Source organism: Nitratireductor mangrovi (assembly GCF_007922615.2).
Lineage (GTDB): Bacteria > Pseudomonadota > Alphaproteobacteria > Rhizobiales > Rhizobiaceae > Mangrovimarina > Mangrovimarina mangrovi.
Genome location: NZ_CP042301.2, coordinates 1,874,466 through 1,888,518, shown reverse-complemented (window position 1 = coordinate 1,888,518; position 14,053 = coordinate 1,874,466). Strand labels below are relative to the sequence as shown.

Sequence of the window (14,053 nt, the reverse complement as noted above, 5' to 3'; positions counted from 1 at the left end):
CCCGCTTTTGCTAGAGTTCTTCCGCCTCGAAAGGGCCGCCGACGTCGATCACCTTGAGGCGCACGGTGTGCGGCTTGCCGGCGATTTCGACCGTGACGGTGTCGGGAATGAGATCCCCGGCGTCGAGCTTGCCGGCTTCGACCTTGTGGCTGACATAGACGGCGACGCCGAGCTCGCCGCGGTCGGGCAGCTTGCGCACGCCGGCTCCGACCACGTTCTGCTTGGCCATCAGCTCGTCGTGGAAGCGTTCGAGCGCAGCGCGGGCGACTTGTTCTTCGTCCATTGGCATTGACCCGCCGGTCAGAGGTCGAGTTCGATGTCGAGGGCATCGAACACGTTTTCGATCTTGTTGAACAGGCTGGACGATGGCGACCCGGCGAAATGGAGGCCGACGGCGTTGTCGTATTCGCTGAGAACGATCGAGCCGCTGTCGCCGCCGGCGGTATAGCGCGTGCACAGCACCTGGTCGCGGAAGCGGACCGGCACCTTGTCGTAGCGGTCGTCGGGATTGGCCGGGTTCTGGTACGAGATCACCGGGCGCGCATCGAGGTCGAGGATCTCGCCCCAGGTGTGATCGGTGGTGCGCCCGACCTTGTGCACCTTCATGCCGCGCCTCAGCCGGGTGGACACCCCTTGCGGCGCGACCTCGAGGATACGCAGTTCGCGGCGGGTGTCGGCTTCGGACAAGAGGATGCGGGCGATCGCGGCGTCGACGACATTGGGAGCGCCGGTTTCGGCGTAGTCGAACGGAACGAAATCGCTGAGCTGGGCGACGATGTCGTCAGGTTGCGCGCCACCGTCATAGGCGCCGGGCTGGATGATGACGTCGCCGACGGTCGCCAGGCCTGACCAGGCGAGCACGTGGGAGTTGGAAAGCACATAGCGCTCCGGCCCGCCATCGCGCTTGCGAACGACGCAGCCGAAGGTGCCGACATTGACCCGCAGGTGGCCGAGACCGCAGCCGGGCATGATCGGGCGGGCGCGGGAGGTGTAGGTTTCGGGCTCGATGCGGCCGATCTCGACGACGTCGGTGACCACGTCGCCGACCGCAGGAATGTGCATCACCTTGGGGACCGGCGCGGCGAGCGCCGCCTCGGGCAGCTTCCGTTCGACATAGACGCGCAGGGCCAGGGTTTCGAGCTTGCGGCCCTCGGTGATCTTTTCGCCGAGGCCGATCGCCTGCACCGATTCGCTGTCGAGCCAGGGCCTGACCTCGTCGCGGGTCTGCAGGCTTTCGGCGGCGAATTCCTCCGGGCCGATGGTCCGCATGATCTGTGCACGAGGCACCGCGGCGCGGGGGCCCTCGGTGACCACGTCCAGCGCGTAACGCAAGAGTTTTTCGGATTGCGACATCGTCCGTCCTCCCGGTCTGTTGCGGGCAGGATAGGACTGGCCGCCACGCGAAACCGTGAAACGGATCACAAATCGCAGGTTGCAGAAACGGTTGCCGGAGACGGCGCGTTCCAGGCGTCAACCAGCGGTTCGCCTAGTTCCAGGGCACAAGACCGAGCAGCCTTTCGCCGAGCGGCGTCAGGCGCGCGGTCTCGGCATTGTGCTTCTCCCATTCGCGCGGGTCGCCGGGAAAGGCGTCGCGCCGCGGGTGATCGCGCTCGCGCCAGAGCCGGATGCGTTCCCGACGCTCGGCCTCATTGTCCCAGTCGGCGGGCTGCATGGACACATATTGCGCCATGCGCACCCGGTCGGTCGAATGGTTGGGGCGAACGCCGTGCGCGAGCAGCGAGTTGAAGATCAGAAGGTCGCCGGCATCCATCTCGACATTCACGACGTCGAGCCCGGTGATGTCGGGATGCATCGGATCGCGGTCTTCGGGTTGTGTCTTCACCCATTCGTCGAAATTCTCGAACAGTTCCGGCACGCACTGGAATCCGCCGACATCGCCGTCCTGCTTCTTCAGGCTCAGCACGCCCTGGACGCCGATCGGCAGAGGCCTGAGGGAGGTATCGGCGTCCCAGTGGATGAAGCCGTTCGGGTTGCCCCTGGTCTTGCGCGGCGGGTTGAGGTTGGCCCGGTCGATGGTGACCCAGAGGTCTTCGCGGTCCCAGATGTCGACAAAGGCGTCGTAGATGCGCGGTTCCATGCGGTTGTCCCAGAGATACTGGTGATTGTAGATCTCCAGCATTCCGGTGTTGTTCAACTCCGTCATCTTGTGCTCGCGCCGCTGGGGCGCATGCCAGGTGGCCGGATTGGCGGGATCCTTCTCGTCGAAGCGCCACAGCAGATCGACGAGGCGCTCGACATTCGCCTGCGGCGCGGCGTTGCGGACGATGACGTAACCCTTGGCCGTCCAGTGCTGCCAGTCCTCTTCCGAGAGAACCCGCAGGGGCAACGTCTTTTCGATGTCCTTGAGCTGCGTCGTCACCTTCGAGGTGGAAGGATGGGTATCGCGCTCGATCGTTTCCTGCATGGCGTCCTCCCTGCTTTCGCAACCGTCAATTGCCGATGGGCAAGACTATCGCAGGGCGGGCCGGCGATGTTGCACTCGAATGGCACATTTCGGTACTATTCTTGCGAAATGGCGAGGAAAGAGCGCCTGATGAGGCCATTTCTGGAAAAGTTGCCGGTCATCCCCGACGCCTCATGGAGCTGGCTCGACCGCCGCCTCGACGAGGGACTGCCGTTCGAGTGGCACCATCATCCCGAGTTCGAGCTTACCCTGACGATGAATTCGCGCGGCCAGCGCTTCATCGGCGACCATGTCGGGGAATATGGCGACGGCGACCTGGTGCTGATCGGCCCGAACCTGCCGCACACCTGGGCGTCGCGCGAGAGGATCGATGCGGCCAGGCCGCACCACGCTCTGGTGATGTGGTTCAGCCGCGAATGGGTCTCGGACCTGAGCGGCAGGTTCGCCGAGTTCGGCGCGGTCGCCGAACTGGCCGAGCGCGCCGCCGCCGGACTGGCATTTTCGGCGGACGTTGCAGGGCGTGTCCGGCCGAGAGTGCGTGCGCTGTTCAAGGCGCAACCGGCCGAACGTTTCCTGCTTCTGGTCCGCGTGCTGCTGATGCTCGGCGAGGACGGCGCGGCTCAACGGCTGTCGCAGACCGCGCCGCCGCGCGAGGACGAGCGGGATGACCGGGATGACCGGGAAAGGATCGACCGGGTGTTGCTGCACATCCATACGCATTACGCAGCGGGCATCCGCAACGATCGCCTCGCAGAACTGGCGGCGCTGAGCCCCTCGGGCCTGCACCGCATGTTCCGCAAGCATGCGCGGACCAGCATTTCCGATTATGTGATGCGGCTGAGGGTCGGGGACGCTTGTGCGCGGCTTTCGGGGAGCGGGCAGGCGATCGGCCATATCGCCGACGCCGTCGGCTACAACTCTCTCGCCAATTTCAATCGCCAGTTCAAGGCGCTACGCGGCATGACGCCACGGCAATACCGGGCGATGTTCGCCGAAGGCCGGCCGTAGCGACCTCTTTGTCAGACCTGTTCGCGATGTCGGTACGGGCCAGACCTGTGCCGATCTGGCACGCTTTGCGCTGGCACGGAATTCGCATCGTGGCCCGGGCGAGAGCGAGGAGACTCGACATGATGCCCATTACCAGGAAATCGATCGCCATCGACGGGCGCATCTTCGCCGACCGCCGCACCGAACTGCGTCACAGGGTGCTTAAGGGCGGCAGGCTGAGCTTCAACAACGGCTACGGCGCGTCGGAGTGTCAGGTGAAGAACCTTTCCGAACACGGCGCCAAGCTTGCCTTCGGCGACACCACGGGTGTGCCGCGGCGGTTCACGCTCGCCATCGTCGGCGAGCCCGGTTCGCACCAGGCGGAGGTCTGCTGGCGGGGGATCGGCGAGATCGGCGTTCGCTTCAACTAGAAAAAGAACTTGCGGGCGCCCGGCTGGCCGGCCGGTTGCGTGGGGTCGGCCGGTCAGCCGTAGCTATCCAGGAGAGCTCAAAAGAATGCGCCGCCCGAGGGCGGGCGGCGCGGCCGTCACGATTGTTGCCGGGACGGTTCAGTAAAATGGCGAAATGCACTGCTTGCGCGGCCCGTGATACGGCTTGAACGAGTTGTCCCAAAGCCGATAGGACCGGTAGCGGTCAAAACACCACTGGATGTGCGATTCCGACAAGCCGGCCGAGCGGCGATAGCGGTGGCGCGGCTCCACGTGGCGGTAGCGGCGCACATAGTAGGGATCGCTGTAGCGGATGATCGGCACGTGCAGGTGAATGCGCGGGCCGCGATGCCGGAAAACCCTGCGATGTTTGCGATAGACGTGGCGATTGAACTCGCGGTGCGGACGGAAATGGTGCCGCTTCCAGCCACGATGACCGCGCCACACCTTGCGGCCGTGGTAGCGGTTGATCGCGGTCGGGCAGTCTGTCGAGCCGCCCGCGCAGTTCATGTAGCCGGCATCGACGTTGTGACGCCACTGGCGCTCGCCCGCCGAAGCGGTCGAGGAGCCTGCCGCGAGCGCGCCGAGCACCAATGCCGCACACCAGGCGAGGACTGGGATTCGAAACATTTTTTTGAGCCTCCTTGCGCGAACGCCTCGCCGGACCGTCGGACCGGAAGGCGAAAGCAAATGTCGAGCGTAGTTACCGGAACATGAACTAGGGATGAACGGGAGGAAATCAACTGCCAAACGACGAGGATACGCTGGTACAACCCGCGCGTGCCTTGTCTCCGGTGCCGGGAGAGGGCAAAGATCGCGGCCATGTCGCTTCGCCTCGCCAGCTTCAATGTCGAGAACCTGATGAACAGGTTCGATTTTTCCGGCTACCGCAACGAGTTGTGGCAGGACCGGTCACTGGCGCTCTACGATATCAAGGACGAGGCCGAATATCGCGAGGTCGAGCGCGCGCGGGCGATCGCGCAGACCGACGACACGCGGCAGCTCTCGGCACTGGCGATCGCCGACACCGAGGCCGACGTCTTGTGCCTGCAGGAGGTCGACAACATCGAAGCGCTGAAGGCCTTCGAATATGGCTACCTGTTCAAGATGGTCGGCCATGGCTACCGCTACAAATACATGACCCCGGGAAATGACAGCCGCGGCATCGACGTGGCGGTAATGCTACGCCCGGAAACGCGTCACGGAGAGCCGATCGAATTCGTGAGCATGACCAGCCATGCGCATGTCACCTTCGAGGATTTCGGCCTTTATGACGACGGGCTGGGGGAACTGGGCATCGAGCCTTACGCGCGGATCTTTCGCCGCGACTGCCTCGAGCTCGACCTGGCAATCGGCGGGCGGCCGTTCACCGTCTACACGGTTCACTTCAAGTCCATGGGCAGCCCGCGCAACGGGCTTTCCGGCCGCGACGCCAGCATGCCGGTGCGCATGGCCGAGGCGCGCGCGGTGCGCCGTATCATCGAGGAACGGTTCGGGGTGGAGAAGGCGCCCGAGGCGCGATGGGCGATCTGCGGCGACTTCAACGACTATCAGGAGCGCATCATCATCACCGGTGATCGCCACAGCGGCTACGGCTTCACCCCCGCGCGCGAGGCAGTGTCATCGCTCGACGTCCTGACCGGCGACGGCTTCGCGGTGAACGTCGCCGAACGCCGGCCCGAAATGGACCGCTGGACGCTCTACCATACGCGCGGACCCGAGGAGCGGCATCTGTGCCAGCTCGACTACATATTATTGTCGCGCGCGCTGGCGGAAGAAAACGGCGCGGCGGTGCCCGACATCATCCGTGCCGGCCAGCCCTACCGGACGCTTTTCCCGCCGGAACAGGCCGTCGAGCGCTACCCGCGCATCGGCTGGGACCGGCCGAAATCCTCCGATCATTGTCCGATCGCGATCACGCTCGACCTGATCTGAGCGACCGGATGGACATAGCCTTCAACATGACGCCCGGCCGGATCCACGCGCTCTCCGAGGTGGAGTTGCGGATCGACGACGCGCCGCCGGCCTATGAGGAAGAACATCGCGCGGATATCGCCCGCAACTGGGAGGAGGAGCGGCTTCACAAACCGGCGCTCTTCGACGGGCGAATGTTGATGTTTTCGCGCCTGGCCGTTTCGGACGGCAGACTTGAGGGGCTTTGCCATCCCGTGCGCTACTCGACCTATCTGCATTGGCGGCGCCACGGGCGCGGCGCCTTGCGGCACTGTTACGCCAACGCCATCCTGGTGACGCGCGACAACGCGCTGGTAGCGATCGAGATGGCGGCGCACACGCTCAGCGCCGGCAGCGTCTATTTCGCCTCAGGTTCATTCGAGGCCGAGGATGCCGTCGACGGGCGCCTCGACCTCGAGGCCAACATGGCGCGCGAGGTGGGCGAGGAGATCGGCCTCGATCTCTCCGGATTGGAGCGCGAGAGCGGCTATGCCGCTTTGGCGCTCGACAGCGGGACAGCGGTGGCCCGGCGATTTCGGCTCGACCTGACGGCGGCGGAGGCCGACGCCGCCATTCGGCGTTTCCTGTCTAGCGAGCGCGAGCCGGAGATCGCGCGCCCGGTGATCATCCGGGAAGGGGAGCCCAGGCCGGCGCGGCTTGCGGCGCAGATGCCGCAGCTGATCGACTGGCATTTTGCCAGCCCTTTCGAGCCGGTCGGCTGAGAACACGCCGGACTCGACAGGCGGTTGGGCGTTCCGGAAATGGCAGGCCGCCGGCGCGAAACCGGCGGCCTGGGTCGTTGCCGACCTCGTTCGAGAGCTACTTGCTCTGCCCGATGGCGAAGCAGGGATAATAGGTTTCCTCGTCGACCGCGGCGGCCGCGCACTGGTCGAGGATCGCGAGCTCGTCTTCCTCATTGTAGAGCAAGTAAGGGTCGACCAGCATACGCCCGGTCAGATCGCGCGAATTGCCGAAACGGTCGATCTGGCCCTCCACTTCCGGGCTGAGCTCGAGCAGCGCACGGCGCAACGCGTCGCCCTTGAGGAAGTTGTCGGGAAGCTGGTCGAACGGACCATCGAAGAAGGTATTCAGCGAGGTTTCGTAGGCACGTACGCCGACGAGCAGCCAGCGATCGTAATAGCGATCCTTGTACCAGGCGAAGCCGGTCCTCAGGCCAATCTTGATCTGGCTGGACGCGCCCGACTGGAAATAGTCCTCCGATGGAACGTTTTCGTCGAGGACATAGGCGAACATCTTCGCGTCCTGGTTCCACATCAGGAACATCTGCACGCCGGATTCGTCGAAGACCGGGCCGAGATAGGTCTCGCTCTTGCCGACCATCGACGGCGGCGGTTCGACGCCGCGCAAGTCGTTGAGCTTGAAGGTGACGGTCCGCTCGCCGCGGGTGACGGCATAGATGAGCTCGTCCTTCTTCTCGACGGTCACACCGTGCTCGGTCGAATAGGCGCGATGTTCCGACACCTTCTGTTCGGTGAACGGGTTGTTTTCGCTGAAATAGGCGAAGTGGATGATGCCCCGGTCACGGTCGGCGGTGTCGAGGCGGAAATTGCCGGCGTAAGGCACGGCTCCGTGCAGGAACTTGAAGTAGTAGTAGTTCTCGGTCGGGTAGACGGTGACCTCGTCGCCAAGCTGGGCGAAGACGTAGTCGAACACGGCGTCGATATCGGTGATGTCGACCGAAGGCGTGCGAGTGACCTGCTCGACATAGCTCTCGTTGGTGGTGATGGCGTTGTCGGCCGATCGCGCTGACGTCGCGTTGCCGATAGCGACCGCGGCGATGGTGGCGAGGAAAAGGCGGGCGAGCGGCTTTCGCCGCGGCAGGATGGTTGCCGGCTTCATGGCGTGCTCCATTCTGATCGTTGGGGCCTGCACGGGAGCCGGCTGTGGCTCCCGTGCGGTCGCTGGGGCGGTCAGAGCTTCGGCAGGATTGCCGGAGGCTTCTCGGTCAACGAGCCCTTCTTCAGATGCGACTGCAGCTTGTTGTGCGGTGTCACCGAGCCGGTCTTGTTGTGCGACTGCGCCTTGTTGTGCGGCTTGATGGAGCCGGACTTGTTGTGTGACTGGGCCTTGTTGTGGGGCTTGATGGAGCCGATCTTGTTGTGAGATTCGGCCTTGTTGTGCGGCTTAATGGAGCCGGACTTGTTGTGCGACTGCAGCTTGTTGTGCGGCGAGCCCGTCTTCAGGTGTGACTGCACTTTCTTGTGCGGTGAACCCGTCTTGAGATGCGACTGCGTCTTGTTGTGGGGCGAGCCGGTCTTCAGGTGTGACTGCGCCTTGTTGTGGGGCGAGCCGGTCTTGAGATGCGACTGCAGCTTGTTGTGCGGCGAGCCGGTCTTCAAGTGGGACTGCGCCTTGTTGTGGGGCGAGCCGGTCTTCAAGTGGGACTGCGCCTTGTTGTGGGGCGAGCCGGTCTTCAGATGCGACTGCAGCTTGTTGTGCGGCGAGCCGGTCTTCAAGTGGGACTGCGCCTTGTTGTGGGGCGAGCCGGTCTTCAGATGCGACTGCAGCTTGTTGTGCGGCGAGCCCGTCTTCAGGTGGGACTGCGCCTTGTTGTGGGGCGAGCCCGTCTTGAGATGCGACTGCGCCTTGTTGTGCGGCGAACCGGTCTTGAGGTGTGACTGCAGCTTGTTGTGGGGCGAGCCGGTCTTCAGATGTGACTGCAGCTTGTTGTGGGGCGAGCCGGTCTTGAGGTGTGACTGCGCCTTGTTGTGCGGCGAGCCGGTCTTGAGATGCGACTGCAGCTTGTTGTGCGGCGAGCCGGTCTTGAGATGCGACTGCAGCTTGTTGTGCGGCGAGCCGGTCTTCAGATGCGACTGCAGCTTGTTGTGCGGCGAGCCGGTCTTCAGATGCGACTGCAGCTTGTTGTGCGGCGAGCCGGTCTTGAGGTGCGACTGCGCCTTGTTGTGCGGCGAACCCGTCTTCAGATGCGACTGCAGCTTGTTGTGCGGCGAGCCGGTCTTGAGGTGCGACTGCAGCTTGTTGTGCGGCGAGCCCGTCTTCAGATGCGACTGCAGCTTGTTGTGCGGCGAGCCGGTCTTGAGGTGCGACTGCGCCTTGTTGTGCGGCGAACCCGTCTTCAGATGCGACTGCAGCTTGTTGTGCGGCGAGCCGGTCTTGAGATGCGACTGCAGCTTGTTGTGCGGCGAGCCCGTCTTCAGATGCGACTGCAGCTTGTTGTGCGGCGAACCCGTCTTCAGATGCGACTGCAGCTTGTTGTGCGGCGAGCCCGTCTTCAGGTGCGACTGCGCCTTGTTGTGCGGCGAGCCGGTCTTGAGATGCGACTTCCACTTGGAGTGGATCGGCGTCGGTTCGCCGGTCTCGACATCGTGGCAATCCAGATCATTTGAGCTGTCGAGATCGCCGATGATGCCAACCATGCCCGGGTAGAGCAGGGCGAGCGTCTCGTCGTCGAGTTCTCCGGTCGGATCAAGCCCGTTGTCGGCCTGCAACTGCTCTATGGCAGCCTGGGTCTGAGGTCCGAAGATGCCGTCGATCGGACCCGGATCGTAGCCGTAAAGCGTCAGCGCGATCTGGATCGGGCGGGCATCGACGGAACCGTCCTCGGCATAGAGCCACTGGATGCCGATGCAGTTGGTCAGCAGATCCGAGCCGTAGCCGTCCGGGATGGACAGGGTCAGCGCGAATTCGATCGATTCGCCGACGCCGAGCGTCACCTCCGGATTGTAGCACTGAATGCCGGAGCCGAGATCGAAGCAGTTCCAGCCGGTGCCGATCACGTCGACCAGCGGGGCCGCTTCGGGTTCGACCACGTCCCAGAGATAGACGGGACCGGAGAAGTCGGCCGGGCCGTTGTTGGTCAGGGTGATGGTGAAGTTGCAATCCGTGCCTGGCAGGCACTCCTCGGCACCGGTCTTGTCGATGTCCAGATCATAGCCCTGCGGTTGTGGCGCGGGCGGTTCGTCGGGCGCCGGAGCGCCGGGGCCACCGCGGACGATCTCGACGTCGCCGATCTTGGTAGCGTCGTGCTTGAGCGCTTCCACCGCCAGCGGATTGCCGTTCTCGTCGACGTTGATGTCGAGATCGATCATGTAGGACGCGAGCAGGGCGTCGGCAGGGTAGGGTTCACCGGTTGCCGGGTAAGCGCCGAGCGCCGTCTCGGGAAGGACTTCGTCCAACGCCTCGACCGGCGTGCCCTGGATACCATGCGCTTCGCCGATATCGGTCCGCTCGCCGCTCGCCGGCTCGGTGCAGGGACCGTCGGGCGAGCACAGCGAATCGCCGGAAAGCCAGACGCTGCCATAGGGGCGTTCAGGATCGATGGCGCCGTTGGTGTCGTAGCCGAAGCCGAAATCGACGCCGCCGGCGGCGTTGGCGCGGATATGCGGCGCTCCGATCGTCTTGCGATCGTTGAAGCCGACATCGTAGCGGCCGAGCGGCACCCAGAAGCCATCCTCGACCAGCGTGTACTGGATCACGCGGGCAGCATGCGGGTGAGCGAAGGGCTGCGGCTGGTCAAGGCCGAGATTGCGCACGCCGCCGCGTTCCCCGACGAGCATGACGCCGCCTTCCGAAACGGCGATGTCGGGCACGGAGCGCGGGGTGGCGTCGTCGCCGCCGAACTCCGGCAGGACGATCTCGCGACGGACGTCGGCTGTGTCGAAGCCGCCGTTCTCGTCGAGGCCGACGGACCAGACCGTGTTCTGCGCGTCCTCGCTGCCGGCTTCCCAATCGGGATTGCCCATGCCGTCGCCGCCGGCGACCGCATAATAAAGGCGCGTTTCGTTGGTCAGCGGATTGGTGAAGACCGCCAGGCCGAAGACGCGGCGGCGGAAATCGGCATAATTCCAGCACGAAGGCGTGGCGGCGAAGCTGGCGTCCGCGCCGCCGGCGTCCTTGCAGTCGTCGATGGCGGCCGTTGAGGCCGGGTCGAAGGCGATCTGCGCCAGCGTGGAATTCTCGCCGGTGATGGCGTCGAGGAAGGCCGCGCGGCCGTCAACGCCGTGGTCGAAGCGATCGATCTCGGTGCCGTCGAGTGACAGGCGGTGGACCATGCCGGTCTCCAGATCGGAGACGAAGAGTTGGCCATGCGCCTTGTCGAACGCGACGTTGCCGAGGCCGGCGCCGGTGTTTTCGCGGCCGTCGAGCGTGATGGTTGTCAGGAGTTCGGGCGCGAAGCCGTTGTCGCCCTTCAACACATAGACCCCACCGGGGCCCCCGTCGCCAAACTGGCCTGGCAGCCAGTCGGTGTTGTCGGGGTCGCGATGGAGGCCGAACTGCGAGGTCGCGGTCAGATAGACGTTCGCCGGGGCGCCGTCGTCGATGGCGATGCCGAAGACCTGGCCAACGTCACCGGCCGTCACCTGCAGGTGCTGAGGCTCGTCGATCCAGTGGCGGCCGTCGGCAGCGTAGCCGGGGCTGCGCACATCGACGGCGCTGGCGACCACGCCGGTCTCGTCAATCAGCGTCAGGCGGGTGCCGTCGGCCAAGGTGATTTCGGTGGTGCCGGAAAAGCGCGTGGCGAAAGCTTCGCCAGGCGACAGGGTTTCCTGCGCAAAGGCGGGCACGAGCGCGGTGCTGCCGAGCAGCAATGCGGTCGCGATCGCGAGGGGTTTGCTGGAACGCCTTGCGGGTCGGCGCGGATACGAAAACGAAAAAGCGGTGGCAGCCATGGATGCTCCTCCTCCTGGCAGGCTATCGGTCCCTTTCTTATCGGGCCTAGCTAGGTCCGCTTGCCCACCGGGTAAATGAAGCAATTCACATCCCTGTGAGGCGGAAATCTAGGCACGAATTGTTGTCAGGGTAAAGCGTTTCGCCGTTTTTCTTCCCGCATGGTCTCCTTTTGTGTGCGGGAAGTTTCCGAAAGGTTTCAACCTTGCGGCGACAAGAAGTTGCTTTGGTCACCTGTCACAAGCAACATCGACAATTGGGCGTGAACCGAAGCTGAACGGGCCGGTCGGCCGGCGTTCAGCCAAGGTTGTCGAGGTCGCGACGCTGCTCGTGCATGCGCAGATGGACCCGATAGTCGCGGTCGAAGCGCTGCCTTGCCGCGGGGTTGGGCTGGCGGGCGCTGCCGCCCTGCTGCATGGCAGTGCAGGCCGCCACGAGGCCCGGATGAAGGCCGGCCGCTGAGGCGGCGACCATGGCGGTGCCGAGCAGAACGGCGTCGTCGGCCGCGGGTTCGACGACCGTGCAGCCGGTCGCATCGGCATAAAGCTCCATCAGGAGCGGGTTCCTGGTGTGGCCGCCGGTCACATGCAAGGTGTCGATCACGTAGCCGTTGGCGTTGAGCGTTTCGAGGATGTGGCGCAGGCCGAGCGCGATCCCGACCGCGGTGCGCCAGTAGAGCCGGCACAGGCTGTCGAAGGAGGCGTCGAGCGTCAGGCCGCTGATGACGCCGACAGCGTGCGGGTCGGCGAGCGGCGAGCGGTTGCCGTGGAAATCGGGCAGGACGTGGAGGCGCGGGGCGAGATCGTCGCCTTCGGCCGCACGCAGCTCGGCAACGCGCGCGCAGATGCGGGCGTGCATGGCGCGGTCGGGTTCGCCGCCGGCGCCGTGCCAGCGGATGATATGGTCGAGCAGGGCCCCGGTCGCCGACTGGCCGCCTTCGTTCAGCCAGCAATCGGGAAGGGCCGCGCCGAGATACGGTCCCCAGACGCCATGGCAAGGACGCGGCGCGGTCGACAGCGCCATGACGCAGCTCGACGTGCCGGCGATCAGCGCAAGATGGCGCTCGATCTCGGCCCGGTCGCCCGCGAAGGCGGCCAGAACGCCGAGCGCGCCGGCATGAGCGTCGATCAGCCCGGCGCCGACACGGCATGTGGTGGCGAGGCCAAGCTCGGATGCCGCCTGTGGCGTCAGCGGGCCGAGATCGGCGCCGATCGGGCTGGCGCGCTCGGGCAGGGCCCCGCGCTCGGGCATGTCGGCGATGCCGACGCTTTCGAGGAAATCGCGCTGCCAGCCGGGTTCCTCGTGGGCGAGGAAGGTCCATTTGCAAGTGAGCGTGCATTGCGAGCGGGCGAGGCTGCCGGAGGACTTCCAGGTCAGGAAATCGGCGAGGTCGAAGAAATGCCCGGCGGCCTGCCAGGTTTGCGGCAGATGGCGCTTCAGCCACATCAGCTTCGGCGCCTGCATTTCCGGCGACATGACGCCGCCGATGAAGTCGAGCACCCGGTGGCCGCCGGCGGTCACTTCGTCGGCCTCGTCGAGTGCGCGATGGTCGAGCCACACGATCGTGTCCCAGCGGCGTTCCCCGGAGGTCGAGACAGTGAGTTGCCCGCCTTCGGGTTCGCGCACGACCAGCGAGCAGGTGGCGTCGAAGCTGATGCCGGCAATCGCTTCGGGATCGACGCCGGCTGCCGAAACGGCGCCGCGCACGGCGGCGCAGACTGCCTGCCAGATGTCTTCGGAATCGTGTTCGGCATGGTCCGGCGCCGGCCGGTTCATGGCAATCGGATGTTCCTCGCGGCCGAGAAGCGTTCCGTCGGAGCCAAAAACACCGGCGCGTGCGCTGCCGGTGCCGACGTCGACCGCAACGACAAGGCCGCTCATCGGTACTCCTTCCGCCGGGCCAGAACGCCTGCGACCAGCCGCGGCAGCTGCGCCATATCGGCGAAGACCGCGTCCGCGCGGCTTGCCGCCACGGCGGCGCGATGGTCATCGCGCCGGGCATGGGTGGCTCCGGTGAAGGCCAGCACGGGCATTGCCGCGCGGCGCGCAGCCTCGATTCCGGCCGGGCTGTCCTCGACCACGACACAGTCGCCCGGCACCGCACCCATGCGGCGGGCGGCGTGAAGGAAAAGATCCGGCGCCGGCTTTCCGTTCTCGACCATGGTCGCGCTGAAGATATGGGGCTCGAAACGGGGCAGCAAGCCCGTCACGCCGAGCGCCAGCCGGATGCGTTCGGGCTGACCGGAGGAGGCGACACAGAAGGGGACTTCGAGCCGGTCGAGGGCCTGGGCGATGCCGACAACCGGCTCGAGTTCAGCGCGGAAACGGGCATAGAGCCGGGCGCGGATCAGCTCCAGCGTTCCGACGTCGACCACCAGCCCGAATTCGTCGCGCAGGATGTCGCAGGTGGTGGCAAGGCTGATGCCGAGAAAGCGACGATAGGCGAACTCCTCGCTGAGCGTCAGTCCGGCCTCGCCGATGACGTCGAGCAGGACGGCGATCGAAATCGGCTCGCTGTCGACGAGCACGCCGTCGCAGTCGAAGATCACCAGCCCCTGTCGGGCTCCATCAGCCATGAGGTTCCCCAGCC

Annotated in this window: 12 protein-coding genes; 4 read left to right on the top strand and 8 right to left on the bottom strand. The window is 65.3% G+C overall.

The window, feature by feature from the left end:
* Positions 1 to 10: 10 nt before the first annotated feature.
* The 3 genes from FQ775_RS09295 to FQ775_RS09285 all read right to left on the bottom strand — a co-directional run bounded on the left by FQ775_RS09295 (position 11) and on the right by FQ775_RS09285 (position 2,425).
* Positions 11 to 283: a hypothetical protein gene (locus tag FQ775_RS09295; protein ID WP_146300207.1), complete on the bottom strand. Its 273-nt coding sequence runs from the start codon at positions 281 to 283 to the stop codon at positions 11 to 13.
* Between the two features lie 17 nt (positions 284 to 300).
* Positions 301 to 1,353, bottom strand: coding sequence for a chymotrypsin family serine protease (locus FQ775_RS09290; protein WP_146300206.1), 1,053 nt, complete (start codon positions 1,351 to 1,353; stop codon positions 301 to 303).
* A 133-nt stretch (positions 1,354 to 1,486) separates the two neighbouring features.
* Complete coding sequence (locus tag FQ775_RS09285) at positions 1,487 to 2,425, bottom strand: phytanoyl-CoA dioxygenase family protein (RefSeq protein WP_146300205.1); 939 nt, start codon at positions 2,423 to 2,425, stop codon at positions 1,487 to 1,489.
* A gap of 129 nt (positions 2,426 to 2,554) precedes the next feature.
* Here FQ775_RS09285 and FQ775_RS09280 point away from each other — a divergent pair, with 129 nt between their 5' ends.
* Together FQ775_RS09280 and FQ775_RS09275 are read left to right on the top strand one after the other, a co-directional pair.
* Positions 2,555 to 3,433: an AraC family transcriptional regulator gene (locus FQ775_RS09280; protein ID WP_146300204.1), complete on the top strand. Its 879-nt coding sequence runs from the start codon at positions 2,555 to 2,557 to the stop codon at positions 3,431 to 3,433.
* A gap of 119 nt (positions 3,434 to 3,552) precedes the next feature.
* The gene (locus FQ775_RS09275; RefSeq protein WP_246730312.1) at positions 3,553 to 3,843 is read left to right on the top strand and encodes a PilZ domain-containing protein; all 291 of its coding nucleotides are present in this window, start codon (positions 3,553 to 3,555) and stop codon (positions 3,841 to 3,843) included.
* 138 nt (positions 3,844 to 3,981) lie between these two features.
* Here FQ775_RS09275 and FQ775_RS09270 read toward each other — a convergent pair whose 3' ends face one another.
* Positions 3,982 to 4,491: a BA14K family protein gene (locus FQ775_RS09270; protein WP_146300203.1), complete on the bottom strand. Its 510-nt coding sequence runs from the start codon at positions 4,489 to 4,491 to the stop codon at positions 3,982 to 3,984.
* 192 nt (positions 4,492 to 4,683) lie between these two features.
* On the opposite strand from FQ775_RS09270, the gene FQ775_RS09265 reads away from it, so the two are divergent.
* Positions 4,684 to 5,796, top strand: a complete 1,113-nt coding sequence (locus FQ775_RS09265) for an endonuclease/exonuclease/phosphatase family protein (RefSeq protein ID WP_146300202.1) — start codon at positions 4,684 to 4,686, stop codon at positions 5,794 to 5,796.
* Between the two features lie 8 nt (positions 5,797 to 5,804).
* Entirely contained in the window at positions 5,805 to 6,536 is a 732-nt protein-coding gene (locus tag FQ775_RS09260; RefSeq protein ID WP_146300201.1) for a hypothetical protein, read from the top strand.
* A 97-nt stretch (positions 6,537 to 6,633) separates the two neighbouring features.
* On the opposite strand, the gene FQ775_RS09255 is transcribed toward FQ775_RS09260, so the two are convergent.
* From FQ775_RS09255 to FQ775_RS09240, 4 genes are all read right to left on the bottom strand, one after another.
* Positions 6,634 to 7,674, bottom strand: a complete 1,041-nt coding sequence (locus FQ775_RS09255; protein ID WP_146300200.1) for a hypothetical protein — start codon at positions 7,672 to 7,674, stop codon at positions 6,634 to 6,636.
* A gap of 71 nt (positions 7,675 to 7,745) precedes the next feature.
* Positions 7,746 to 11,465, bottom strand: a complete 3,720-nt coding sequence (locus FQ775_RS23775) for a peptidoglycan-binding protein (protein ID WP_206064856.1) — start codon at positions 11,463 to 11,465, stop codon at positions 7,746 to 7,748.
* Positions 11,466 to 11,760: 295 nt separating this feature from the next.
* A complete protein-coding gene (locus tag FQ775_RS09245; RefSeq protein WP_146301618.1) occupies positions 11,761 to 13,344 on the bottom strand; it encodes an FGGY-family carbohydrate kinase in 1,584 nt (527 codons plus the stop codon).
* On the bottom strand, positions 13,341 to 14,039 hold the full coding sequence (locus FQ775_RS09240; protein WP_146301617.1) for an HAD family hydrolase: 699 nt from the start codon (positions 14,037 to 14,039) through the stop codon (positions 13,341 to 13,343). Before FQ775_RS09240 ends, FQ775_RS09245 begins: the two co-directional genes overlap by 4 nt.
* Between the last annotated feature and the right edge of the window lie 14 nt (positions 14,040 to 14,053).

Excerpts from the sequence above, each read along its gene's own strand:
- FQ775_RS09275 (WP_246730312.1), top strand. The coding sequence starts at position 3,553 with ATGATGCCCATTACCAGGAAATCGATCGCCATCGACGGGCGCATCTTC.
- FQ775_RS09280 (WP_146300204.1), top strand. The coding sequence starts at position 2,555 with ATGAGGCCATTTCTGGAAAAGTTGCCGGTCATCCCCGACGCCTCATGG.
- FQ775_RS09255 (WP_146300200.1), bottom strand. The coding sequence starts at position 7,674 with ATGAAGCCGGCAACCATCCTGCCGCGGCGAAAGCCGCTCGCCCGCCTT.
- FQ775_RS09285 (WP_146300205.1), bottom strand. The coding sequence starts at position 2,425 with ATGCAGGAAACGATCGAGCGCGATACCCATCCTTCCACCTCGAAGGTG.
- FQ775_RS09265 (WP_146300202.1), top strand. The coding sequence starts at position 4,684 with ATGTCGCTTCGCCTCGCCAGCTTCAATGTCGAGAACCTGATGAACAGG.
- FQ775_RS09270 (WP_146300203.1), bottom strand. The coding sequence starts at position 4,491 with ATGTTTCGAATCCCAGTCCTCGCCTGGTGTGCGGCATTGGTGCTCGGC.
- FQ775_RS09245 (WP_146301618.1), bottom strand. The coding sequence starts at position 13,344 with ATGAGCGGCCTTGTCGTTGCGGTCGACGTCGGCACCGGCAGCGCACGC.
- FQ775_RS09290 (WP_146300206.1), bottom strand. The coding sequence starts at position 1,353 with ATGTCGCAATCCGAAAAACTCTTGCGTTACGCGCTGGACGTGGTCACC.
- FQ775_RS09240 (WP_146301617.1), bottom strand. The coding sequence starts at position 14,039 with ATGGCTGATGGAGCCCGACAGGGGCTGGTGATCTTCGACTGCGACGGC.
- FQ775_RS09260 (WP_146300201.1), top strand. The coding sequence starts at position 5,805 with ATGGACATAGCCTTCAACATGACGCCCGGCCGGATCCACGCGCTCTCC.
- FQ775_RS23775 (WP_206064856.1), bottom strand. The coding sequence starts at position 11,465 with ATGGCTGCCACCGCTTTTTCGTTTTCGTATCCGCGCCGACCCGCAAGG.
- FQ775_RS09295 (WP_146300207.1), bottom strand. The coding sequence starts at position 283 with ATGGACGAAGAACAAGTCGCCCGCGCTGCGCTCGAACGCTTCCACGAC.